This window comes from Christiangramia forsetii KT0803 (genome assembly GCF_000060345.1).
Classification (GTDB): domain Bacteria; phylum Bacteroidota; class Bacteroidia; order Flavobacteriales; family Flavobacteriaceae; genus Christiangramia; species Christiangramia forsetii.
Genome location: NC_008571.1, coordinates 574,246 through 597,644, shown reverse-complemented (window position 1 = coordinate 597,644; position 23,399 = coordinate 574,246). Strand labels below are relative to the sequence as shown.

The 23,399-nt window shown below is 37.3% G+C and carries 24 protein-coding genes; 7 read left to right on the top strand and 17 right to left on the bottom strand.

Translation table 11 applies throughout. The annotated features are described in order from the left end of the window. Positions 1 to 81: 81 nt before the first annotated feature. Positions 82 to 3,441: a preprotein translocase subunit SecA gene (gene secA, locus GFO_RS02515; protein WP_011708451.1), complete on the top strand. Its 3,360-nt coding sequence runs from the start codon at positions 82 to 84 to the stop codon at positions 3,439 to 3,441. A 654-nt stretch (positions 3,442 to 4,095) separates the two neighbouring features. Here the strand turns inward: secA and GFO_RS02510 are convergent. Together GFO_RS02510 and GFO_RS02505 are read right to left on the bottom strand one after the other, a co-directional pair. Then, complete coding sequence (locus GFO_RS02510; RefSeq protein ID WP_011708450.1) at positions 4,096 to 4,476, bottom strand: hypothetical protein; 381 nt, start codon at positions 4,474 to 4,476, stop codon at positions 4,096 to 4,098. Continuing rightward, positions 4,460 to 5,047, bottom strand: coding sequence for an RNA polymerase sigma factor (locus GFO_RS02505; RefSeq protein WP_011708449.1), 588 nt, complete (start codon positions 5,045 to 5,047; stop codon positions 4,460 to 4,462). The genes GFO_RS02510 and GFO_RS02505 overlap by 17 nt, the downstream gene beginning before the upstream one ends. A gap of 138 nt (positions 5,048 to 5,185) precedes the next feature. Between GFO_RS02505 and GFO_RS02500 the strand changes: the two genes are divergently transcribed. The 3 genes from GFO_RS02500 (at position 5,186) to GFO_RS02490 (ending at position 6,565) form a co-directional block, all read left to right on the top strand. After that, the gene (locus tag GFO_RS02500) at positions 5,186 to 5,536 is read left to right on the top strand and encodes a DUF6249 domain-containing protein (protein WP_011708447.1); all 351 of its coding nucleotides are present in this window, start codon (positions 5,186 to 5,188) and stop codon (positions 5,534 to 5,536) included. A gap of 119 nt (positions 5,537 to 5,655) precedes the next feature. After that, positions 5,656 to 6,132, top strand: a complete 477-nt coding sequence (locus GFO_RS02495; RefSeq protein WP_011708446.1) for a DUF4199 domain-containing protein — start codon at positions 5,656 to 5,658, stop codon at positions 6,130 to 6,132. 76 nt (positions 6,133 to 6,208) lie between these two features. Next, on the top strand, positions 6,209 to 6,565 hold the full coding sequence (locus tag GFO_RS02490) for a GIY-YIG nuclease family protein (RefSeq protein ID WP_011708445.1): 357 nt from the start codon (positions 6,209 to 6,211) through the stop codon (positions 6,563 to 6,565). A 243-nt stretch (positions 6,566 to 6,808) separates the two neighbouring features. On the opposite strand, the gene GFO_RS02485 is transcribed toward GFO_RS02490, so the two are convergent. From GFO_RS02485 to GFO_RS02470, 4 genes are read right to left on the bottom strand one after another with little or no spacing between them, the layout of a single operon-like run. Further along, a complete protein-coding gene (locus tag GFO_RS02485; RefSeq protein ID WP_011708444.1) occupies positions 6,809 to 7,486 on the bottom strand; it encodes a peptidoglycan DD-metalloendopeptidase family protein in 678 nt (225 codons plus the stop codon). A 39-nt stretch (positions 7,487 to 7,525) separates the two neighbouring features. Further along, positions 7,526 to 8,929, bottom strand: a complete 1,404-nt coding sequence (locus tag GFO_RS02480; RefSeq protein WP_011708443.1) for a hypothetical protein — start codon at positions 8,927 to 8,929, stop codon at positions 7,526 to 7,528. Then, on the bottom strand, positions 8,910 to 9,521 hold the full coding sequence (locus tag GFO_RS02475) for a hypothetical protein (protein WP_011708442.1): 612 nt from the start codon (positions 9,519 to 9,521) through the stop codon (positions 8,910 to 8,912). Before GFO_RS02475 ends, GFO_RS02480 begins: the two co-directional genes overlap by 20 nt. Beyond that, positions 9,505 to 10,050: an RNA polymerase sigma factor gene (locus GFO_RS02470; RefSeq protein WP_011708441.1), complete on the bottom strand. Its 546-nt coding sequence runs from the start codon at positions 10,048 to 10,050 to the stop codon at positions 9,505 to 9,507. Before GFO_RS02470 ends, GFO_RS02475 begins: the two co-directional genes overlap by 17 nt. A gap of 171 nt (positions 10,051 to 10,221) precedes the next feature. Between GFO_RS02470 and GFO_RS02465 the strand changes: the two genes are divergently transcribed. Continuing rightward, on the top strand, positions 10,222 to 10,809 hold the full coding sequence (locus GFO_RS02465) for a DUF2911 domain-containing protein (RefSeq protein ID WP_011708440.1): 588 nt from the start codon (positions 10,222 to 10,224) through the stop codon (positions 10,807 to 10,809). 12 nt (positions 10,810 to 10,821) lie between these two features. On the opposite strand, the gene GFO_RS02460 is transcribed toward GFO_RS02465, so the two are convergent. Then, the gene (locus tag GFO_RS02460; protein ID WP_041249979.1) at positions 10,822 to 11,247 is read right to left on the bottom strand and encodes an organic hydroperoxide resistance protein; all 426 of its coding nucleotides are present in this window, start codon (positions 11,245 to 11,247) and stop codon (positions 10,822 to 10,824) included. Between the two features lie 103 nt (positions 11,248 to 11,350). Here GFO_RS02460 and meaB point away from each other — a divergent pair, with 103 nt between their 5' ends. After that, positions 11,351 to 12,427, top strand: a complete 1,077-nt coding sequence (gene meaB / locus GFO_RS02455; RefSeq protein ID WP_011708438.1) for a methylmalonyl Co-A mutase-associated GTPase MeaB — start codon at positions 11,351 to 11,353, stop codon at positions 12,425 to 12,427. 393 nt (positions 12,428 to 12,820) lie between these two features. Here meaB and GFO_RS02450 read toward each other — a convergent pair whose 3' ends face one another. From GFO_RS02450 to GFO_RS02430, 5 genes are all read right to left on the bottom strand, one after another. Next, entirely contained in the window at positions 12,821 to 13,387 is a 567-nt protein-coding gene (locus tag GFO_RS02450) for a phosphatase PAP2 family protein (RefSeq protein WP_011708437.1), read from the bottom strand. Continuing rightward, the gene (locus GFO_RS02445; protein ID WP_011708436.1) at positions 13,388 to 13,618 is read right to left on the bottom strand and encodes a hypothetical protein; all 231 of its coding nucleotides are present in this window, start codon (positions 13,616 to 13,618) and stop codon (positions 13,388 to 13,390) included. Between the two features lie 10 nt (positions 13,619 to 13,628). Then, positions 13,629 to 14,990, bottom strand: coding sequence for an MATE family efflux transporter (locus GFO_RS02440; protein ID WP_011708435.1), 1,362 nt, complete (start codon positions 14,988 to 14,990; stop codon positions 13,629 to 13,631). Positions 14,991 to 15,074: 84 nt separating this feature from the next. Next, positions 15,075 to 16,496, bottom strand: a complete 1,422-nt coding sequence (locus GFO_RS02435; protein WP_011708434.1) for a M20/M25/M40 family metallo-hydrolase — start codon at positions 16,494 to 16,496, stop codon at positions 15,075 to 15,077. Positions 16,497 to 16,553: 57 nt separating this feature from the next. After that, entirely contained in the window at positions 16,554 to 17,438 is an 885-nt protein-coding gene (locus GFO_RS02430) for a PPK2 family polyphosphate kinase (protein ID WP_011708433.1), read from the bottom strand. Positions 17,439 to 17,518: 80 nt separating this feature from the next. Between GFO_RS02430 and GFO_RS02425 the strand changes: the two genes are divergently transcribed. Then, positions 17,519 to 18,124 (top strand): hypothetical protein, encoded by a 606-nt coding sequence (locus tag GFO_RS02425; protein ID WP_011708432.1) that lies wholly within the window; start codon positions 17,519 to 17,521, stop codon positions 18,122 to 18,124. Here the strand turns inward: GFO_RS02425 and GFO_RS02420 are convergent. The 5 genes from GFO_RS02420 to GFO_RS02400 are packed head-to-tail and all read right to left on the bottom strand — an operon-like array spanning position 18,121 to position 23,322. Beyond that, complete coding sequence (locus tag GFO_RS02420) at positions 18,121 to 19,287, bottom strand: sigma-54-dependent transcriptional regulator (RefSeq protein ID WP_011708431.1); 1,167 nt, start codon at positions 19,285 to 19,287, stop codon at positions 18,121 to 18,123. The genes GFO_RS02425 and GFO_RS02420 overlap by 4 nt on opposite strands. Beyond that, entirely contained in the window at positions 19,287 to 20,180 is an 894-nt protein-coding gene (locus GFO_RS02415) for a DUF6268 family outer membrane beta-barrel protein (RefSeq protein ID WP_041249978.1), read from the bottom strand. Before GFO_RS02415 ends, GFO_RS02420 begins: the two co-directional genes overlap by 1 nt. Beyond that, positions 20,173 to 21,099 carry a mechanosensitive ion channel family protein gene (locus tag GFO_RS02410; protein ID WP_011708429.1) on the bottom strand — a complete coding sequence of 309 codons (927 nt, stop codon included), beginning with the start codon at positions 21,097 to 21,099 and terminating at the stop codon, positions 20,173 to 20,175. The genes GFO_RS02415 and GFO_RS02410 overlap by 8 nt, the downstream gene beginning before the upstream one ends. Positions 21,100 to 21,101: 2 nt before the next feature. After that, positions 21,102 to 22,400, bottom strand: a complete 1,299-nt coding sequence (locus GFO_RS02405) for an ABC transporter permease (protein WP_011708428.1) — start codon at positions 22,398 to 22,400, stop codon at positions 21,102 to 21,104. Continuing rightward, entirely contained in the window at positions 22,393 to 23,322 is a 930-nt protein-coding gene (locus GFO_RS02400; protein ID WP_011708427.1) for an ABC transporter ATP-binding protein, read from the bottom strand. The genes GFO_RS02405 and GFO_RS02400 overlap by 8 nt, the downstream gene beginning before the upstream one ends. Positions 23,323 to 23,399: the final 77 nt, after the last annotated feature.

Genomic DNA, 23,399 nt, shown 5'->3' with positions numbered 1-23,399 from the left:
GAAGGGTGGATTTGGTTAAAAACAACAAATATATCTGCATATCATTATTAAGACTATAATTGAAAAAATAAAAAAACCAATATGAGTTTTTTAGATTCTGTATTAAAAGCGTTCGTAGGCGATAAGTCGAAAAAAGACGTAAAAGAAATACAACCCATAGTTAACAAAATAAAGGCTCTTGAGTCTGAATTTGAGGCTCTCAGCCTTGATGAACTCAGAGCTAAGACTTCCGAATTCAAAGCGAAGATCGCTGAAGCGACTAAAGAAGTTGAAGATAAGATTGTTGCCTTAAATAAGGAAGCAGATGAAATTGACGATATCACCCGAAAGGAAGATATCTATGCTGAAGTTGATGCACTAAAAGAGAAGTCTTATGAAATTTCTGAGGCTGTTCTTAACGATATCTTGCCAGAAGCTTTCGCGACCGTAAAGGAAACCGCGAAACGTTTTGTAAATAACACTCAACTAAAAGTAAAAGCTTCTTCCTTTGATAGAGAGATCTCTGCAGAGAAAGACTATGTTACTTTAGAAGACGACCATGCCATTTGGAGCAACTCCTGGGATGCTGCCGGTAAACCGGTAACCTGGGATATGGTACATTATGATGTCCAGCTTATTGGTGGTGTGGCCATGCACCAGGGTAAGATCGCTGAGATGCAAACCGGTGAAGGTAAAACCCTTGTGGCAACCCTTCCAATGTATTTAAATGCGCTTACTGGAAATGGTGTTCACCTGGTAACGGTTAATGATTACCTGGCTAAACGAGATAGTGCATGGATGGCTCCTATTTTCCAGTTTCATGGAATGAGTGTAGATTGTGTGGATTATCACCGTCCCAATTCCGCAGCACGTAGAAAAGCCTATAATGCTGATATCACCTACGGAACCAATAATGAATTTGGTTTTGACTATTTGAGGGATAATATGTCTCACGCTCCGGATGATCTTGTGCAAAGACCCCATAATTATGCAATCGTGGATGAGGTGGATTCGGTATTAGTAGATGATGCCCGTACTCCATTGATTATTTCCGGACCTGTTCCAAAAGGAGATACCCACGAATTTATGGAGCTGAAACCTGCAATTGCCAATATTGTAGAAGTTCAGCGTAAACATTTGGTAAAGGTACTTTCCGAAGCCAAAAAACTTATAAAAGAAGGTGATACCAAAGAAGGTGGATTTCAATTACTGAGAGTCTACCGTGGTTTGCCTAAAAATAAAGCATTAATTAAGTTCCTTAGTGAAGAAGGTATTAAACAGTTACTGCAGAAGACTGAGAATCATTACATGCAGGATAACAACCGTGAAATGCCTAAGGTTGATGCTGAATTATACTTTACTATTGAAGAAAAAAGCAACCAGATAGATCTTACCGATAAGGGAATTGAGTTTCTTTCCGGTAAAGATGAACCGGATTTCTTCGTGATGCCGGAAATTGGTATGGAGATCGCCAAGATCGAAAAAGAAGGTTTTCCTGCAGAAGAAGAAGCAGAGAAAAAAGAAGAGCTTTTCAGGGATTATAGTGTTAAGAGTGAGCGTATTCATACGCTTCGCCAGTTATTAAAATCTTATACCCTCTTCGAAAAGGATACGGAATATGTAGTGATCGATAATAAAGTAAAAATTGTTGATGAGCAGACAGGTCGTATCATGGAAGGTCGTCGTTACAGTGACGGTTTACACCAGGCAATCGAGGCGAAGGAAAATGTAAAGATCGAGGATGCTACCCAAACCTTCGCAACCGTAACCCTTCAGAATTACTTTAGAATGTACGGCAAACTGTCTGGTATGACGGGTACAGCGGTAACTGAAGCAGGTGAATTATGGGAGATCTATAAGCTGGATGTGGTTGAAATTCCTACCAATAGGCCAATCGCAAGAAATGACAAAGAAGATTTGGTTTATAAGACCAAAAGAGAAAAGTATAACGCTGTAATAGATCATGTGACCGATCTTTCCAATGCAGGAAGACCGGTGCTTATTGGTACAACTTCTGTTGAGATTTCTGAGCTTTTAAGCCGGATGCTGAAGCTTAGAAATGTCCCTCACAATGTTTTGAACGCGAAACGTCACAAACAGGAGGCAGATATTGTTGCTGAAGCGGGTAACTCAGGAATTGTAACCATTGCTACCAACATGGCAGGTCGTGGTACCGATATTAAGTTAAGTAAAGAAGTGAAGGAAGCTGGTGGTTTGGCCATTGTAGGTACCGAGCGTCATGATTCCAGACGTGTAGACCGTCAGTTAAGAGGTCGTGCCGGTCGGCAGGGTGATCCGGGAAGCTCGCAGTTCTATGTTTCCCTGGAAGATAACCTGATGCGTTTATTCGGCTCTGAAAGGATCGCCAAGCTTATGGACCGTATGGGTCTTGAAGAAGGTGAAGTGATTCAGCATTCTATGATTTCAAAATCAATCGAGAGAGCCCAGAAAAAAGTAGAGGAAAATAACTTTGGGGTTCGTAAAAGATTGCTGGAGTATGATGATGTAATGAATGCGCAAAGGGAAGTGATTTACAAGCGTCGTTACCATGCCTTATTCGGAGAAAGACTTAGAGTGGATCTTGCGAATATGATCTTTGATATTTCAGAATCTATTACTGAAACTAATAAAGCGGCGGAAGATTTCAAGAATTTTGAATTTGAACTGATCAGGAATTTCTCTATGAGTTCTCCGGTTTCAGAAGAAGAGTTCAAGAAAATGAATGCTCAGAAGCTAGCCGGTGAAGTATATAAGTCGGCTTACAAGCACTATGATGAAAAGATGTCTCATAATGCTGAACGTGCTTTCCCTGTAATCAAGCAGGTTCATGAGGATGAAAGAAATAATTTCGAAAGAATTTCAGTGCCATTTACAGATGGAACCAAAACGCTTAGTGTAGTTACCAATCTTGAAAAAGCTTATGAAACTGAAGGTAAACAACTAATCAAAGATTTCGAAAAGAATATTACCCTGGCCATTATTGATGACGCCTGGAAAACTCACCTGAGAAAAATGGATGAGTTAAAGCAAAGTGTTCAGCTGGCGGTGCATGAGCAAAAAGATCCATTATTGATCTATAAATTTGAGGCTTTTGAACTTTTTAAAGTAATGCTTGAAAATGTGAATAGAGATGTGATGTCTTTCCTTTTCAAAGGAGAAATTCCATCGACTGGCGCTCCAAGCATACATGAAGCACGCCAGACGAAGTCAAAAGAAAAGGTAGAAACCAGGAAGGAAGAAATTCCGAATATGGATGAAAGAGCTGCACAAAGCAGGGCTGCTGGAAATACTCAGCGTCAACAACCTGAAGTTACCGAAACTATCGTTAGAGATCGACCAAAAATCGGAAGAAATGATAAAGTCACTGTGAAAAATGTGATGAGTGGTGAGAGTAAAACAATGAAATTCAAACAGGCAATTCCGCTTCTGGACAAAGGAGATTGGGTGCTAGTTGAGGAATAGACATTCGACGGTAGACGGTAAACGGTAGTCGGTAGTCGGTAGTCGGTAGTCGGTAGTCGGTAGTCGGTAGTCGGTAGTCGGTAGTCGGTAGATAAAATTAAAAATCCTGAAGTGAATCGCTTCAGGATCTTTTTTATTTAGTCAATTTATTTCTCTAGTAACCTGTCATGCTGAACTCGTTTCAGCATCTTTACCGGAGACCCTGAAATAAATTACCATTCTCATATTTTTTAAATTTGGTAATTATGAAGCGAAATATTTAATTTCAACAGTCTCTTTTTATGACCTATCGAAAATTTATCGTAGAATTTGAAGTGAAAAGCACTGTGAAATTTTAGGCTGTTTGAGCGAAATAAATTCTTCAGTAAAGATGAATCTTTATAGCGAGTTCCTAAAATTTAGGTGCTAAACAATAAATTTAGATAAACTTTCGTAAGCCTAGATTTTTTTGGTTCGTTTTTTCATCAATGGAAAAAATGAACAAGCATCTTAAAAAATACGTCAATTCTCTACGCTAGATAATTTTTTAACACAGATCTCAGGGTGACGACGGTCGCCAAAAAAATTCCCCTTTGTCATGTTGAACTTGTTTCAGCATCTCTTGAAAGCAGACCCTGAAACAAGTTCAGGGTGACGCTATTTTAAAATCTACAACTAATACTCCTTATCCAAAAACCTTTTCAGAAAAGGAACCTGCAAGAAGAACAGCGCTACAAACGCAATGGCATACTGCATACTTCTTGAAAGATTGATTTCAGGCATATTTACTAAGTGAGGAAACTCAAAGCTGAGATCATTAAAAAGTGATATGTCAGCGTACAAATAAGATAGCCCGATCATAGAAAGGAGAAATATAGCCGTAATACTCGTCCATCCTGTTTTTGAAATTAGTGGCTCGTAAGGTTTGATCTCAGCATTCCTTGCCTCCACCGTTTTCATAATTCTACTCTTAAAACCTGCTGAAGGCTTATCAGTTACTGCTTCGTTCAGCAACTTCTTCATCAGCTCGTCTTCTCTGTCAAATTGCTTTTCCATTTCTATTAGATATTTCTGGTTTAATGTATCCTTCTAACAATGAAAATAATTTTTTCCGGCTACGATACAATTTAATTTTAATATTGTCTTCTGTAAGATCTGTCACTTTAACGATCTCTTTTACCGATTGTTCTTCTAAATAATATAAACTTATAATCGCCGCTTCGGTTTCTGGTAATTGAGAAATACAGTTTTTAATAATCTGGGTTCTTTCGGCACTTAACATGAATTCCAGTCCGTTTTCAATATGATTTAGAGTATCCTCAGTAACCTCTTCGTTAATTTCATAAGTCCTATGTCTTTTATTCATCTTAATTCTATCCAGGCTCTTGTGATAAACGATCCTGTATAACCAGGTGGAGAATTTCGAATCTCCACGAAAACTGGATAACGAATCATAAGCTTTAATAAAACTATCCTGGGCAACTTCTTCCGCTTCTTCAGTAACCTTTAAAATTCTAATCGCAATCGTAAAGACAAAATTTTGATAACGATCTACCAACTCCCCAAAGGCATTGGTATCGCCATTAAGGACCTTTTCAATTAAATACTGGTCGGTGTTTTTGATCATTATTACTTAAGACGACCACTTTTAGGGATCGGTTACAAAAAGTTTCTGAAATAAATTTACATTTTTTTGTAACCGGTTTGGATTTCCCAGCGTCATAATAGCAAACGAACATTATTTTCACATTAAAAATCAAAAATCATGGGATCAGAAGTCATTGTTTTACCTGTTATCTTCGGAACAGTTTTCGGTATATTTTATTTATACATTTCCGCCAGAAACCGGGAACGCCTAGCTCTTATTGATAAAGGCGCAGATGCAAGCATTTTTTATAGCAAAAAGAAACATGTTACGCCCGTATGGAAAGTGATTGTTTTGAATCTTGCCCTACTGCTTGCAGGAATTGGAATCGGTATTTTTATCGCGAACATGCTAACTATTAACATGGGAATTGATGAAGATGTCGCCTACCCCGGAACTATTTTCTTATTAGCAGGAATTGGATTATTTGCTGGCTTCTTTGCTACTAAAAAACTGAATAAAAACGCTTAGGTTTTATCACATTTCATCACAAGGCTGTCTAAAAGTTAATTTAGACAGCTTTTTTTGTTTGAAGAAATTAATAAAGGAATTTCACTAATTTTAATATTGCTAACCAATCAATCAAAACAATGAAAAAATTCTCAATCGAAATTAAGTGGGGAATTCTCTTTACAATAATTTCCTTAGTTTGGATGTTCCTGGAAAAAGGCCTGGGATGGCATGATGAAAATATCGCGCAACATGCGATCTATACCAACCTCTTTGCTATTGTAGCCATCGCTCTGTATGTAGTTGCCTTACTTGATAAACGAAAAAATTTCTATCAGGGTAAAATGACGTGGAGCCAGGGATTTATTTCAGGAATAGTAATAAGCATCGTTGTAGCAATATTCTCTCCATTAGCCCAGTACATCACACATGAGTTTATTACTCCGGATTATTTTGATAACATCATTGCATATTCAGTAGAAAGCGGTGCCATGACCAAAGCTGCTGCCGAAGAATATTTCAACCTTACTTCTTATATTATTCAGTCGTTCTTCTTTGCACTGGTGGTTGGGGTAGTTACTTCTGCTATTGTGGCGTTTTTTGTGAAGATGAAGTAGATTCTCATAGTGAGTTCTAGAAAATCTTTATAAGTTTCCGGAAGAGATTTCTCACTTCGCTACGCTACGTATCGAAATGACGCACAAATTAAATTCAGAATTAAAAGGTCATTTCGACCATAGGGAGAAATCTGTAATGAAAGAGTATTTTGTTTATATAACTACAAATCACAAGAAGACCGTTCTCTATGTTGGAGTAACCAATGATCTTGGAATAAGATTAAACCAGCATTACCAGGATAGTAAAATGAAGAAAGAATCATTCGCTGGCAAATACAATTGTTATCATTTGGTCTATTTCGAAAAGTATAATGATCCGAATGACGCGATACTTCGAGAAAAAGTTATTAAAAAGTGGAGAAGGGAGAAAAAGAACAAACTAATTCAAGAATTCAACTCCAATTGGCAGTTTTTAGAGAATGATATTTTATGAAAGAGATTTCTCACTTCGCTACGCTGCGTATCGAAATGACGCACAAATAAAATTGAGAATCAAAAAGGTCATTTCGATCATAGGGAGAAATCTAATTCCAAAAGTTTAAATTCGAAAACCTTCGACTAAATACCATACTGTTGAGATTTCTCACTTCGCTACGCTGCGTATCGAAATGACGCACAAATTAAATTCAGAATTAAAAGGTCATTTCGACCAAAGGGAGAAATCTCATAGAAGCTCCTATATTTTCAACAACAAACTAGGGTCCGGGCAGTTTTTTAGAAACATGTCCAGATCCTCTTTTTTAACTACCCCCGGGTAATCACCAATTTTGTCCTGCATATTTTCCATTATCTGAAAATGTAAATGTGGTGCATAATCCCCATTTTCATCAAAATCACCTAATTCAGCGATCTTGTCTCCGGCCTTTATCTCTGCCCCTACTTGTAGATTATCCAGTGATTTTCGGGAAAGATGACCGTAAAGTGTATAGAATTTTCTTTGATCTATCACATGCTCCAGAATAATAGTCGGGCCATAATCTCCAAAATTATCATTGTCTTTAAAACTATGGATTTTCCCATCTAACGGACTCACAATATCAGAAAAAGCTGGGACCCAGACGTCAAGACCAATATGGATATTGCGGTTGGCTTCGGTATTATTGAAAAGCTGACTTCGGTTATATAAAGTTCTTAGTTCATTATAACCGCCATAAGCGGCTTTCTTATCCCGGTTCTTAAGGAATTCAGAAATAAAAATGGAAAATGCTTCCGAAGAAGCCACCTCTAATTTTAGAAGATCCCGATTATTTTCAGAAAGATCTATATATGCGAAATCCTCTTGTTTATACTCCCCTCCTATAACCGGAGTAAAACCAGAGGTCAATTCATTTAAAAAATCAGAAAAACTTTGCATATCATTCGGCTTTGGGAAGCCAAATGTAATGGCTAGGTTTTAATTTATCAATACATCGCTAAAATTTGCTTTAATCGTAATGTTGGAATTCCCATCTCTTGATTTATTAAAACCGTTTAAGATCTCATTATCATAAGATTTTGTTGATTTCAACTTTAAGCCTGAAGGATGTTTAATAGAACTTTGCATCCCGTTGAAAGAAAAATTAAAGGCTGCATCTGGAATATTCAATTCAAGATCGCTATTTTCCAGGCTGATATTTAAGGTTTCAAATTCAGAACCCAGCTTATTAATATCCAATTTCCCAAAAGAACCGGTTAAAACCCCGGTTTTCTGAAGTTCATTGATCACCACATCACTGGAATTGGAATTTAACTTGATGCTCACGGCCTTGTCTATGCTGCAATTCTTTACAAATTCGGTAGAAAGTACCCCGTAGTCCCAGTAGGCGACCTTTACCGGGGTGTACGATGCTTTCACATTGGTATTCTTTCCTGAAATTCGATTAGCTGAAAGCCGACTGTGTGACAGATCGGCCTTCAGGTTTTTTATAGTACTTCCAAGTTTCAGTTCTCCGTGACGAACGTTAAGTTCCAGTTTCGCATCCTTTGGAATTTTAAGTTTAATGGTCCTTTTGGATTTCACTCCTTTTCCATCTTCCATGATAAAGACCCGATTTCCTCCATTTTCCATCTGGGCTTCAAATTGTTTCCCGAATTGTTCTCCCCAGGCTTCCATCTTCTTTCCGAAGTCTTCACCCCAGGCTTCCATATCTTTTTCAAAATCCTTGCCCCAGGCTTCCATTTTAACTTCATACTCCTTTTCCCATTTTTCAGAATTCTTTTCCACCTCTTTAGCCCACTTTTCCATTTTGACTTCATATTCCTTCCCGAATTTCTTCTCGAAATCTGCTTCCCATTTCTCCAGGTATTTATCACCATCCTTTTTGTAAGCGTCATAATCGAATTTCATTCCTTTCATATCTTCAGCAAATCCGGGGGGAAGCGGATTTTCAGCAATATTAGTCAGGATAGGACCCACCAGATTTTCCATTAAAGGACCAAGCATATCCGGTAATTCTTCTAATGCGGGTTGTAAATGAGACATCGCTAAATCTATCTCTCCCATATCCATAGTCCAATTGGAACCGCCGCCAGATTTGATCTTCACTCTTCCATTAGAGTCAGAAGTTTCCAGTTTCCAGGAATTCAGCAATTTTTCAGTCATTTCCCTGTCACCGGTATCTCCTTCAAGATAGGCTTCAATTTGCACCTCGTTCCTGTCCCAGTTTTCGATGATGATATTGGTGTGACGGGAGTCAAGTTCTACATTAACATCTTGAGAAGTCTTATAGTTTTTGCTCAGTTTTTTTGTTTGAGCAAAACTTCCCACAGTGATAAAAAGCAGTGACAGTATCACGTATTTAAGCTTGATAGTTCTCATATCTGTTGTCTTTTGATTGTTTGATTTCGTTCAACTTTGTTTTTAATTTTTTAAGGAGATCCAGTCTTAGCTGTAAGTTCGCGATCATCGCCTCAACGGTTTCCTCATTTAAACCGGTTTCCTGAATTTCAGCATTTAATGCTATATATTCTTCACTCAGGGTTTCCAGCTTCTTCATAAATGCATCTATAAGTTCTTTGTTATCCGGAGTCATATCCAGTTTGGCCAGCTGAATATGTACACTCGCCATATAATAATCTTCTATCTTTTTAAATTCAGGAGAAACATCACTTAACCTGTAGTTGGTGTTTTCAACTTTTTCATCATTTACAGGCTCTTCAGCCGGAGTTTCGACAATCTGATTATCATTCTGTATAGGATCCTTTCCATTATTGAAAAAGAAAAAAGCACCTATCCCTAAAGCTACCACCAACATGGCTGCAATCTGAAAGAAATGTCTGTAACTATTCTTTTTCTTAACCGGAAGCTCTTTTTCAAGCCTGGCCTCAAACCTGTTTTGATGGCCTTTTCTAAGCTTTTCATTCTCCAACTGCTCCTCGTTTCGAAACATCTCTCTAATATCCTGTCCCATTGCTCAATGTTTTAAGTTCGTCCTGTAATTTCTTTTTTCCTCTATGCACCAGTGTTCTGGAAGCTACCTGGGTGATATTCAAAATTTCACTAATTTCTTCATGATCATAACCTTCTACCAGATATAGCATTAAAGGATATTTATATTTTTCAGGGAGATTTTCTATTTTCTTCTTTACCTCCTCTACGCTCACTCCATCTTCAATCTGCCAGTTTTCTTCATCTTCAACTGTTCCCAACATTTGCTCGTTAATGGCGACGAGTTCCAGCTTTTTTGCCTTCAGCTTGTCCAGACATTTATTAATAACGATTCGTTTAAGCCAGGCTCCAAAAGTGACCTCTCCGTTAAACTGATGTAATTTTTCAAAAGCTTTTATAAAAGCTTCCTGCATGGCATCTTCAGCCTCCATCGTATCTCTCATAAATCGTAATGCCACATAATACATCCCGTCACAATACTTGTTGTACAGCTGCAACTGAGCCCTGCGGCTATTCTGCTTACACGCATCTATTAACTTATGCTGTATCAATTTAATTGGTTTTTAATAGGTTAGTTCATTTTAAAGACGAGACTAAAAGTCACGTGTTGCAAAAATTCCGAAAAAAATTTCAAATTCATTTGATATTCATACATTTAATAGCAATAATTAGCATACTAACTAGTTATTGATAAACTTTTGAAAAGCTTATTTTAAAAACCCATGAGTAGAAATACTGGCCTTATACTAAAGATTGGCGGTGCGATAGTTTTTCTTTCGTTGATAATATTTTTTATTATTCGATATACTACAAAAGCACACAGTCCTGAAGATACAGTGACCTATGAACAGGATGGGCTCAAGTTAGAAGTATTTTATAACAGACCTTATAAAAAGGATAGAGCGATCTTCGGAAAACTTGTTCCCTATAATAAAGTCTGGAGAACAGGAGCAAATGAAGCTACCACTTTTGAAACAAATAAGGATATTCTAGTAGACGGAAGTATTCTGAATGCAGGAAAATATTCTTTATGGACTATCCCTATGGAAAACTCATGGAAAGTCATTTTCAATTCTAAAATGTATCCATGGGGAATAAACCTGGATAAAGAGGCATATAGAGATCCTAAATTTGATACTCTGGTTCTAGAAAGGCCAGTAGAAGAAATTGATACCAGGTTGGAACAATTTACTATTCTTTTTGAACAGAATGGTGAATTTGTGAATCTGGTTTTAGCCTGGGATAATACCAGCGTAAGTACTCCTTTAAAACAAAAAGAGGCACCCGCGGGCACCTCTTATATTCAATAATTTCAAACTTTTTTATTCGTCTAGAAGCAGGTTAAGAGTCACATCTATATTATCCCTAGTTGCTCTTGAATAAGGGCAAATCTCGTGTGCTTCGTTTACCAGCTTTTCACCGGTTTCAACATCAACTCCCGGAATATAAGAATCCAGAGTTGCTGAAAGCTGAAGGTTTCCCGAATCGGTTTTTCCAAGTTTAACAGTAGCGGTTACACTATAATCGCCAAGATCTACTTTGTGTTTTTCAGCGACCACTTCTAAAGCACTTCCATAACATGCCGAATATCCAGCAGCAAATAATTGCTCGGGGTTAGAATAATCTCCACCCGGACCTCCAAGACCTTCTGGTTTTTTGAGTTCCATATCTAGAATACCGTCTTCACTACGCGTGTGACCGTTACGGCCTCCATGTGTAGTTACTTTAGTTTTATATAAATTCTTCATTGCGTAAAATAATTTAAGTAATTTAGTTTGCTTCAATATACCAAGCATTTGATGATGCCTGAAACACGAATTCATAAATTTGTCATAAAAATTCAGCCCTATTTTGAGTAAAGAACAGCAAAAATCAGCCTTAAGCGAGTCTGGAAGTAAACCTGCTTCTGGCAATGTTAGCGCCGAATCTGCTAAAAAGATTAGAAATTTTAGAAAGAATAAATTTTCTGAAGAAGATCTCCTTCAAGATTTGCTAAAAGGAAATAAAACGGCCTTGGGAAGAGGGATCACTCTTATCGAGAGTAATCAGAAAACCCATCAAAAACAAGCTGAATTTCTTATTGAAGGTGCATTGCCACATGCTCAAAAATCAATTAGAATAGGAATTACAGGCGTACCCGGTGTAGGGAAAAGCACCTTTATTGAAAGTTTTGGTTCTTATCTTATAGACCAGGGAAAGAAAGTTGCAGTTCTTGCTGTAGATCCTAGCAGTTCTGTATCTCACGGAAGTATTCTTGGAGACAAAACCAGGATGGAGAATCTTGTAACCAAAGAAGAAGCTTTTATAAGACCTTCTCCCAGCGGCGATTCGCTTGGAGGTGTGGCCCGAAAAACCAGGGAAAGTATTATTCTCTGCGAAGCTGCCGGATTTGATGTAATCCTAATTGAAACCGTTGGTGTTGGGCAAAGTGAAACCACCGTACATAGCATGACAGATTTCTTTCTCTTATTAAAACTTGCCGGAGCCGGTGATGAATTGCAGGGAATAAAACGCGGAATTGTGGAGATGGCAGATGCTATTGTGATCAATAAAGCCGATGGGGAAAATCAAAACCCAGCCCGGGAAGCCAAGCTTGAATTTAACAGGGCGCTTCAGCTTTATCCAGCCAAAGAAAGCGAGTGGAAACCGGAAGTGAAATTATGTAGTGCGCTTTATAACGAAGGAGTATCAGACATCTGGAAAATGATCAACGATTTTAAATCTAAGGTTGATGAAAATGGTCATTTTCAGCATAATAGACTGGAACAAAATAAATTCTGGTTATACCAAACTATCAATGATTACCTCAAAAGCAGGTTTTATGATGCTCCTGAAATAAAGACAGCCTTAAAAGAACAATTACAGCTTATTGAAAATAATAAAACCACTGCCTTTGCCGCAGCAAAGCATTTATTAAGCCTGGCTTAGATCTTTTTGTTTCTCTACACTACACCGTTTCCAATAAAACAATAAAACGCCTTTTTATGTATTTGGTATAAGGCAAAAACCGTGAACAAGGGCTTAAAAAGGTTATACTTTCTGGTTAATTAGTACTTTTTAAAGCTTGCCTATATTTGCTAAAAATTAAATAATTGAGGTTTGTTTAAAACGGCCTACCGAAAATTTATTGTGAAATTTGAAGTGAAACAACCGTCAAATTTTAGGTTGTGTGAGCAAAACGAATTTATCTACATACAGAATCAAATGTAGCGAGTTCCTAAAATTTAGGTGGTAAACGATAAATTTAAATAAAGTTTCGTAAGCCTAGATTTTTTTGGTTACTTTTTTCATCAATGGAAAAAAGTAATAAAGAATATTTGTTTAGGAAAGTTTTAATCTTTCAGTAAGAAATTTTCTTAGAAAATGGAATAAAACTCCAAATATGGCACCTATCAGCATTCCTGTTATCACATCTCCCGGGTAATGCACTCCAAGATAAATTCGACTATAAGAAACAACTACTGCCCAAATAAGCAGAAATACAAATAGTTTAGGATAATGTTTTTTAAACAACAAACTCAGGAAAACTGCCACTCCGGTAGAATTCGCAGCATGGGCAGAGAAGTAACCAAATCTGCCGCATCTTTCAGCAACATAACGGGCATATTCCATAACTCCTTCCTGCCTGCAAGGTCTTGGTCTTTCAAATCCATGTTTGAAAAGATTGGCTAGCTGATCTGTTGTGGTTATCAGTAAAGTAACCACCACCATGGTGATTAAAGTGGGTTTCCAACCAAATTTTCGAAAAATCAGATATAGTAAAATTGCATAAAGCGGGATCGCCATCCATTTATCACTAATCGCGATCCACATCCAGTCCCATTGTTCTGAACCAAGATTATTCAGAAATAAAAAAAGTTCTCTGTCTAATTCGGCTAATTTCTCCATTTAATTGTCTTCGTATCGATTTACCTCACGGTCGTAAAATTCATTTGCCTGGGTGATCAGAGATTCTGCCTCACTGGAAAGTTCTTTTTCATCATCTTTATCAAAATCTTCTAACCACTCTACCTCATCATCTTTCAGATCAATAATAAAGCGAGGGAATTCTGTATGAATCACAAAAATTGATTCTGGCAAATCAGTATTATCACCTAATATAAATTTTGGAAGCTCCATATCTATCTTTTTATGCTATTAAAGTTTCTTTAGTTCTAATTAATTTTCGGCTTAAATAATTAAAGCGGAAATATAACAATATTGCAGAGGATGTCAAGCCTGCAAGTAATCCAAGCCAGATTCCCATACTCCCCAGTTGATCTGCCTGACCAAAATAGAAACTTACCGGAAAACCGATGATCCAATAAGAGATAAAGCAGATTACGGTAGGTATTTTCACATCCTGAAGTCCTCGCAACGCTCCAAGAATCACAACCTGTATGCCATCACTTAGCTGAAAAAGAGCAGCGATCACCAGCAACTGTGCGGCTAGTGAGATCACTTCCATATTATCTATATAGAAAACAGGTAAAATATCTTTCAACAGAATAAAAAGGATCGCAAACACAGCTTCAATTAAAAAGACCAGCAAAAAGATGGAATACCCAATCCTTCTTAATTCTTTATATTTCCTTAATCCAACCTGATTCCCGACACGTATTGTTGCGGTTACCCCGAGCCCTACTGCAATCATAAAGGTCATCGAAGCCAGGTTCAGTGCTATCTGATTTGCTGCCTGCGGATTAGTTCCCAGATTTCCGGCCAGGAAAATAGTTCCGGTAAAAATAGCAACTTCAAAAAGCATCTGTAGCGCGGTAGGAAAACCAAGTGAGAGTATTCTTTTGAAAATTGACCACTTGATCATTTCTCTTTTAGACCATTTGAAATACTCGATAAATTTAGATTTCCGGCGTAATATTTCCCAGACGAACCAGAGCATAAAGAACCGTGAAATCAATGTTCCCCAGGCAGCTCCTTCCAGCTCCAGTCTTGGAAAGAACCAGATCCCGTAAATCAATAAATAGTTAAAGACTACGTTTACCACATTAGCAAGAATCGTGGCATACATAGCGTATCTCGTTTGGGAAAGTCCGTCTGCGAACTGTTTAAAAGCCTGGAAAGCCATCAACGGTACCATTGAAAAAGCTACGATATTAAGATATGGAATTGCCAGATCTACCACTTCTTGTGGCTGATCTAAATAATATAGAATCGGCTTTGCAATTAACAGCAGTATAAAAAGTAGTAAACCATTAATGCTACTAAGAATAAGCCCATGATGAAAATAACTTCTTCCACCCTCAAGATCATCAGCTCCATCAGCTTCAGCAATTAAGGGAGTAATAGCAAACGAAAAGCCAATTCCCATAGACATTGCTATAAAAACCAGTGCATTTCCAAGAGAAACTGCCGCTAATGGAGCAGCCCCTAATTGTCCAATCATTAAATTATCTACCAAACCTACCATTACGTGACCCAACTGGCCAAGCATAACGGGATATGCGATATGAAGGTTCTTACTGAATTCTTTTGTGTAAGCTGAAAGCTGCAAAACTAAATTTTAAGTCTGCAAAGGTAGATGCTTTAAGTTTCTTTTAAAGCGATAATTAAATAAATTCTTTACTTCTGAAAGTTGTTAATCTGCTATTTCTACGGTCTCCTTATTAATATTATTAAAACCATAAGTATCTACAAGATACACTAATGAAGCCATCGTAGCTGCTCCTAATTCCAGTTCCCTTTTATTTACTTTATCAAAAGTATCGCTAGCGGCATGGTGATAATCGAAATAACGTTGAGAATCCGGTCTAAGTCCGGCAAGTACAGTGTTACCTCCTTCCAGCGGACCTATATCTGCACCACTCCCTCCTTGTTCAAAATAATGGATCAAATAAGGTTTGAACAGTTTCTTCCAGGAAAGCACTTTATTGAATTGAGCATCGTTTGCGGCAAAAGAAAATCCTCTGGGAGTAAATCCTCCGGCATCACTCTCTAAAGCGAAAACGTGCTCTTCATTTTTAGATTTAGCAACTTCAGCATATTTGTTCCCTCCGCGAAGACCGTTTTCCTCGTTCATAAAAAGTACCACACGCAAGGTTTTCTTCGGCTTATAACCTGTTTCTTTAAACAATCTCAAGACCTCCATAGACTGTACCACCCCGGCACCATCATCATGAGAACCGTCTCCTAGATCCCAGGAATCTAAGTGTCCACCAACTACCATGATCTGTTCCGGGTTTTGTGTACCTGTAATTTCTCCAATTACATTATAAGATTGAACATCTTCATGCAGCTCACAATTCATCTTTAAATAAAATTCCAGATCTTTCTGAACTTTCAAAATTCCGCTTAAATATTGCGCATCATTGGTTGAAATTGCTGCTGCGGGGATTCGCTTATTATTAGGAGTATCACCGTAACTCATAGAACCTGTGTGAGGAAAATCGTCCATTCTTAGATTCATAGACCTTACAATAACGCCCACCGCACCATATTTTACAGCTTCTTCAGCTCCGGAATAACGTTGATCTACACAACCACCATAAGCTTCAAAAGTCTGAATATGATCTGCTCGCATGGGCCTGTTATAGAATACAATCTTACCTTCAATATTTTCCCGGCCATATTCCTTCAACTGCTCTATTCCCTGTACTTCAATCACGTTTGCTTTGGTTCCTCCCGCGGGAGTTGCAATTGAACCTCCAAGCGCCGTAATATTCACATTTCTTGTTTCTCCCGGCCCTGTTTGCACGTATGCGAATTCTCTTTCTCCCCTTGTCCATTTTGGTACCATAACCGGTTGCAACCAAACCTTATCAAGACCCAGTTTTTCAAGTTCTGCTTTAGTATATTCTACGGCCTGTTGCGCACTATAGGAACCAGATAATCGCCCTCCTATCTCGTTTGATAAATGATCTAACCAATCATAGCTTTTCCCGTTGAGAAGAGACATGTCATAGATCTTTCTCATTTCCAGAGAATCTTTTGTAAAATTAGTTTGTCCGGAGACTATAATTCCAGAGAAGATCAAAATTAAAGAGAGATAAAAAGACTTCATAAAAAGATTGTTTGTCGCAAAATAACGGCATTTTTTTTAGTTCTGCGAAGCTTAAGTTTAATTCTTTTCGCTCTTTAGCTGCTCTCTATATTCATCAATATTTTTTTTGATTTTGGGATCCAGTTCAGGTTCCTTTACATCTTTGTATTTAATAAGTTCTGAAAATAAAGTTTTAGCTACCAGATATCTGGCCGTATCCTTATCATCTGCAGGAATAATATACCAGGGTGCATCATGAGTCGAAGTTTTATTTATCGCTTCCTGATAATATTTTTGATATTCGTCCCATAATTTTCGTTCCTTAAGATCGCCGGGGGAGAACTTCCAGTTTTTATTGGGTTTATCTAATCTTCTTAAAAGACGCTGCCTTTGCTCTTCTTTAGAAAGATGCAGAAAAAACTTAAATATGATGGTCCCATTTTCGGCGATATGCTGCTCAAAATCGCGAATTTGCTCGAATCTTTTTTCCCAGAAATCCTCTGTAATATCTGAAGTAGTGTTAATACCTGGAATGTTTTCATTTAGAATATATTCCGGATGCACTCTGGTTACCAAAACATTTTCGTAATGCGTTCTATTGAAAACACCAAATTTTCCGCGTTCTGGTAAAGCTATATAATGTCGCCATAGATAATCATGTTTCAGTTCTTTTTCTGAAGGTGTTTTAAAACTATGAACTACCACTCCCCGACTATTAAAATCTTTGAACACTTCCCTGATAAGACTATCTTTTCCCGCAGTATCGGTTCCCTGCAAACATATAAGCACTGAATATTTACCATGGGCATATAAAGTATCCTGCCAGTCTCCGAGATCTTTTCTTATCTCTTTCATTTCATCCTTGATCTTATCTTCAGATGCATTCAGGTCAAATTTGGTTTTGATATTCTTTAGTTGAATCTTTTCAGAAACTTTAAATTCTGAATGGTCTATTTTCTTCATAAAGTCTATATATCTCTGACTAAATATACAATCTTTATGAGAGTTAATTTTTTTATCTTCGCAGCAAATAATTTTTCAGCTTGGATAAACTAGAGAGAAAAGATATCATTGAGAAGGTTACGACACTTCTAAAAGAAATTCCTTCTTCTATGGATGTAGTAAAAGAAGGAGGCAATCGTGACGCAAGGTTTAGATATCTTGCTACCCATATGGTAGATAAGGCCATTCAAAAAGACGCGCTTATTGTTTCTGAAAACAAGCAGGGAATCGCAATCCTTTTTAAAACCAGTAAAAAGGAAGAAAGCTTCTGGAAAGATCTCTGGCCTGAACTAAAACTCGTTGCTAATGTTACGGGAATTAAAAATGCGTTGAATATCTTAAAAACTCAAAAATATATTAAGAATCAGCGTCCGCAGGAAGGAGAGTACTTATATTGCTGGTTTTGGGGAATTCTTAAAGATTTTCGTGGTGCAGATACCCAGGTAGGGAAAGAAATGAAGGATGTTTTCTTTAGAACTGCTCATGATAACGAACTGGAACTATATGCAGAAACCCGAGGAAGAACGAATGCAATTGTTTATCAACGGGTTGGTTTTGAACTTTTCCATGAATGGGATCACCCTAGTGGAGACACCATGTATTTTTTGAAATATGATCCTAAAAATCCGAGAAATAAAAGACCTTAAAACCTGCTTCCAAAAAGTTTTACATCTTCATCTGTGATCTGCTTACCTCCAAGAATAATTAAGCGTTCCACAACATTTCGTAGTTCCCTTACATTTCCACGCCACTCACTGTCCTGTAGCAGTGCTATAGCATCTTTGGTAAATTCTTTTTTATTAGTACCCTGTTCGCTGGCGATCTTTTCGCTGAAATAATCTACAAGTAGAGGAATGTCATCTTTTCTGTCTTTTAACGCCGGTACCTCAATAAGAATTACTGCCAGTCTATGGTACAGATCCTCCCTGAAATTATTCTCTTCAATTTCTTTTTTTAGATCTTTATTGGTAGCAGCTACAACTCTAACATCCACTTTAATATCTTTATCGCTACCAACTCTTGAAATCCTATTCTCTTGTAGTGCTCTTAAAACCTTTGCCTGGGCTGAAAGACTCATATCACCAATTTCATCTAGAAATATGGTTCCCTTATTTGCAGCTTCAAATTTCCCGGCCCTGTCTTTATTAGCTGATGTAAAAGCACCTTTCACATGACCAAATAATTCGCTTTCAATAAGTTCTGATGGAATAGCAGCACAATTCACTTCTACCATCGGCCCTTTAGAACGGTCACTTTTTTGATGTAGCCAGTGCGCCACCAGTTCTTTTCCGGTACCATTTGGTCCGGTAATAAGAACACGGGCATCGGTATGTGCAACTTTTTCAATCATATCCTTGATGGTATGAATCTCTTGAGATTCCCCTATCATTTGATAATTCTTGCTTACTTTTTTCTTTAATCTTGTATTTTCAACTACAAGCTCTTTTCGATCTAGAGCATTTCTTACTGTATTTAAAAGACGGTTTAGATCCGGCGGTTTTGAAATATAATCAAATGCTCCTATTTTCATAGTGTTTACAGCTGTATCAAGATCACCATGACCCGATATCATTACCACGGGAATTTCAGGTTTTATCTTTTTAACTGCCTCCAATACCTCAACACCATCCATCTTTGGCATTTTTATATCACAAAGGATAAGGTCAAAATCTTCATTTTTTACCAATTCCATTCCTTGGAGTCCATCTTCGGCATCTGTAACTTCATAGTTCTTGCTTTCTTCTGTAAGAATTTTGTTAAGTACCCTTCTAATGGATGCTTCGTCTTCTATTAATAAAATTTTTGCCATTATAGTATTGTAAATTTTAGTCCGCTTCTAGCGTAGAATGTATTTGTATCGTTTATAGTATAAACATCATTTTTATCTGCATCTCTAAACCTAATATCATTTATGATGGTGTGTCCTCCATATAAATAAAATTTCAAATGATCTGTAAGCTTGAATTCATATCCCAAACCACTTAAAAGAATAGTCATAGACATGCTTTCAGCTACCGGATTATTTTGAACTTCAGGAGTCGCATCAAAGTTCTTCTGAATATTGGAGAAAAATCCATCTAAAGTAGCAAACAACTGTACTTCATGTTTGTCATTAAAATAATACTTTAAATTGGATTTAGGAATACCCGCCATAAAAGACCAGTTCTCATCCCATCTTTTATAATAGTTCACAATAGGCAGAGGAAACGGGAAACCGGTAGTGGTAGAATACTGGAGTCCAAGAATTAGCCTCCAGGGCTCGTAATACCTATCGTCTTCTTTTATCTTAATAAAGTATAAGGCTCCTGTATAAATAAGGTCATCACTAAATATATCATTTTGGGAAAAATTAGAGGCGATCTTAAGACCTCCCTGAGCACCGAATCTCCATATATCATTCATTTTAAAGGTGTAACCTAGAGATGCTGTAAAACTTTGAAATCTATCCAGGTCGCTGGTAGCGAAAGGTACGGGATCATCATATTTAAATTGCACATTTCTATATTCTAGTCCCGGAATCAAATAGGAACCTTCTTTCTTCAGTGCTATTGGATATGCAACCTGTGCCCGTATTCTTCTAAAAGAGTTATCTGAATTTTTCTGCGGAAAATAGGTATACTCTAACCTGGCCAGATCTGTCGACTGGCAAAAAGCACTCAGACTAAAAAATAATAAAATTATTAAATACAGGCTTTTACGCATCTTCGTTAGATTCTTCGGGGTTCTGAATTTCTTTTGGATAGAACATATGTACATCCCTTTGTGGGAATGGAATGGTTATATTGTTCAATCTAAATCTATTATTGATCTTAAATCTCAACTCACTTTTTACTTTAGGATCTACAAAACTATCTGACACATAGAAATGCAGCCCGAAAAGCAATGCAGAATCCCCAAAATCCTCAAAAAGCACAAATGGCTCAGGTTTTTTTAAAATTCCTTTTTGTTCTCTCGCGCACTCTAAAAGGACTTCCCGCACCTTCTCTACATCACTCCCGTAAGCAACCCCAATTCTTACAACCTCCCGAGTTGTTTTATGGTTTTGAGTATAATTATAAACGGTGTCACTTATGAATTTATGATTTGGGATAATCATTACTTTATCATCCCTGGTCAAAGCCCGGGTTGTTCTTAGTTTGATCTCAAAAACCCTGGCCACACGTCCGTCCATCTCTATAACATCGCCTACCAGCAGAGATTTATCAAGAATAATAAAGATCCCTCCAATAACATCCTGAAATAATTCCTGTAAGGCAAGACCTAGTCCAACAAAAAGCGCTGCAGAAGCAGTTAAAAGAATAGTAACATCTACCCCGGTGGAACTCAAGGTTATTAATATCACCGTTAGGTAAACAAAGTATTTAATAAACTTAAATACACTTATAAACTTCATTTTATCCTCCTCCAGTAATTTGGAAGTGATAAACGATCTAATAAGTCTTAAAACAACACTTGTTACTAAAAATGTTAGTACAATTATAACAATAAGGCCTACCGTGATCTTAAGATCCTCGCTTCCTATATTGTAGCTAAATCCAGCATTCCAGATCTCTTTTATCAATCCCCAGATATCCTGCTCGATTACCTCAGTAACTTTCTCCTTTGTTGTTTGATCCTGCATACTTAATATTTAAGCCATTTATACAGTTCTTTATAGGTAGGTTTTTTACCATACATAAGTATTCCCACCCTGTAAATTTTAGCAGAAAGCCAGAGAACACCAAAGTTTGTAGCAATTAATATGCTTATTGATATTACAAGTTCCCACCAGGGCACTCCAAAAGGTATTCTCATTAACATTACAATTGGTGAGGTAAGCGGGACCATAGAGAATATAGTTGATACTGTGCCATGCGGATTTTCAACCACAGAAAAGAATCCAACATAAATCCCCAGAATTAAAGGTAAAATTATAGGAAACATGAATTGCTGAGTATCGGTTTCACTATCTACCGCCGCACCAATAGCTGCGTAAATAGCACTATATAAGAAATACCCGCCAATAAAATAAATTACAAAGAAAGCAAGCAGACTGGCATAAGGAAGTTTAAGTATATCAACCACAAGCTGATTTATCTCAGGCCTGGCTGCATTTTCTATAGCTACCGATGCCGGTGACTGAACTGCAGTGGGATCAATCCCCATAAATGACGAAACACCTAACAATAATACTGTTCCCAGGATTACCCAAACGGTAAATTGCGTGATACCCGCCAGTGACGTCCCAAGCACTTTACCAAGTAATAGCTGAAATGGCTTTACTGAAGAGACTATAATCTCTATAATGCGGTTAGTTTTTTCTTCAATTACACTACGCATTACCATATTTCCATAAATGATAATAAACATCATCAAGAGATATCCTGCCGCCCCACCGAAGAACATTTTGATATAATTTGACATTTTCGAGCTTCGTTCCCCTGCAAAATTCTGTATTTCAACGTTTACCTCGGCACGGGCCTTATCAATTTCTGAAACATCAATTCCTCTTGATATTAATTGTTCCCTGGTTAATTTATCTGAAATCGTCTTTTCAATATTTTCAATAGTAGCGAAACCCGGCGCATCTTTTCCAAAAAACTCGATATCCGCAGGTTTGCCAGTAACCGATTCTATATCTGAAATATGGATCAATCCGAAATATTCATTATCCAGTACTTCCTGTCTTGCTTCTTTTAGGCTTTTTTTGGAGTAATCTAAATACTGAACCTGTTTTCCATCTTTAAATTCTGCTGAAAACATCCCACTTTCATCATGAATCGCAATGATTTTTTGATCAGTACTATTAAGCATGCTTAGATAAGCGATCAGCAAAATCATACCTACAAATATCAACGGACTTAAAAAAGTCATGATAATGAAGGTTTTATTTTTAACTCGCGCCAGGTATTCCCGATTTATGATAAGTCTAAGATTACGCATTTTGTGTCACTGTTTTAATAAAGATATCGTTCACAGAAGGTATTACTTCTACAAAATGATTAATCCTGGCTCTGGTAAGCAAGAACTGGATAAGATCGTTCGACGACTCATTTTCTTTTAGTTTAATACTAAGCTTTAGATCATTCTGAATACTCTTAAACCGGGCGGGTCCAACCTGAAAGCGATCTTCCAGTTCCAGTCTTAATTTTGATTCATCCAGGGCATCCAAACCAACTTCAAAAGTATTTGCTTTATATTCCTTTTTAATTTCTGAAACCTTCCCGTCAAGCAGTTTATTAGATTTATGAATTAGAGCGATATAATCACACAATTCTTCCACACTTTCCATTCTGTGGGTCGAAAATAATATCGTGGCCCCATCATCCCTAAGTTTCAAGATCTCATCTTTTATGAGGTTGGCATTTACAGGATCAAAACCACTAAAGGGTTCGTCAAAAATTAGCAATTTAGGACTGTGTAGAACAGTAATGACAAATTGTACCTTTTGAGCCATTCCTTTAGAAAGCTCCTGGATTTTTTTATCCCACCAGCCTTCAATTTCCAATCTTTTAAACCAGTATTGAAGTCTTTCCTTCGCCTCAGCTTTAGACAAACCTTTAAGCCTGGCAAGATAGAGTGCCTGTTCCCCAACTTTCATAGATTTGTAAAGTCCCCGTTCTTCCGGAAGATATCCAATATGCGCAATATCGTCTGGGTGCAAGGGTTTCCCATCCAGATAGACCTTACCCTCATCGGGCATGGTGATTTGATTTATAATACGAAGTAACGTAGTTTTTCCTGCTCCATTAGGCCCCAAAAGACCAAAGATACTCTCTCTGGGAATATTTATTGAAACATTGTTTAGTGCAGTAAAATTTCCGAAGCGCTTGTAGATATTTTCCGCCACCAAAAGATTTTCCATATAGTCTATTGTAGAAGTGTTAAAGATATAGAAATAGAAAGAGAGTAGAAGTCTATTAAGAGGATTTTATAATTCAT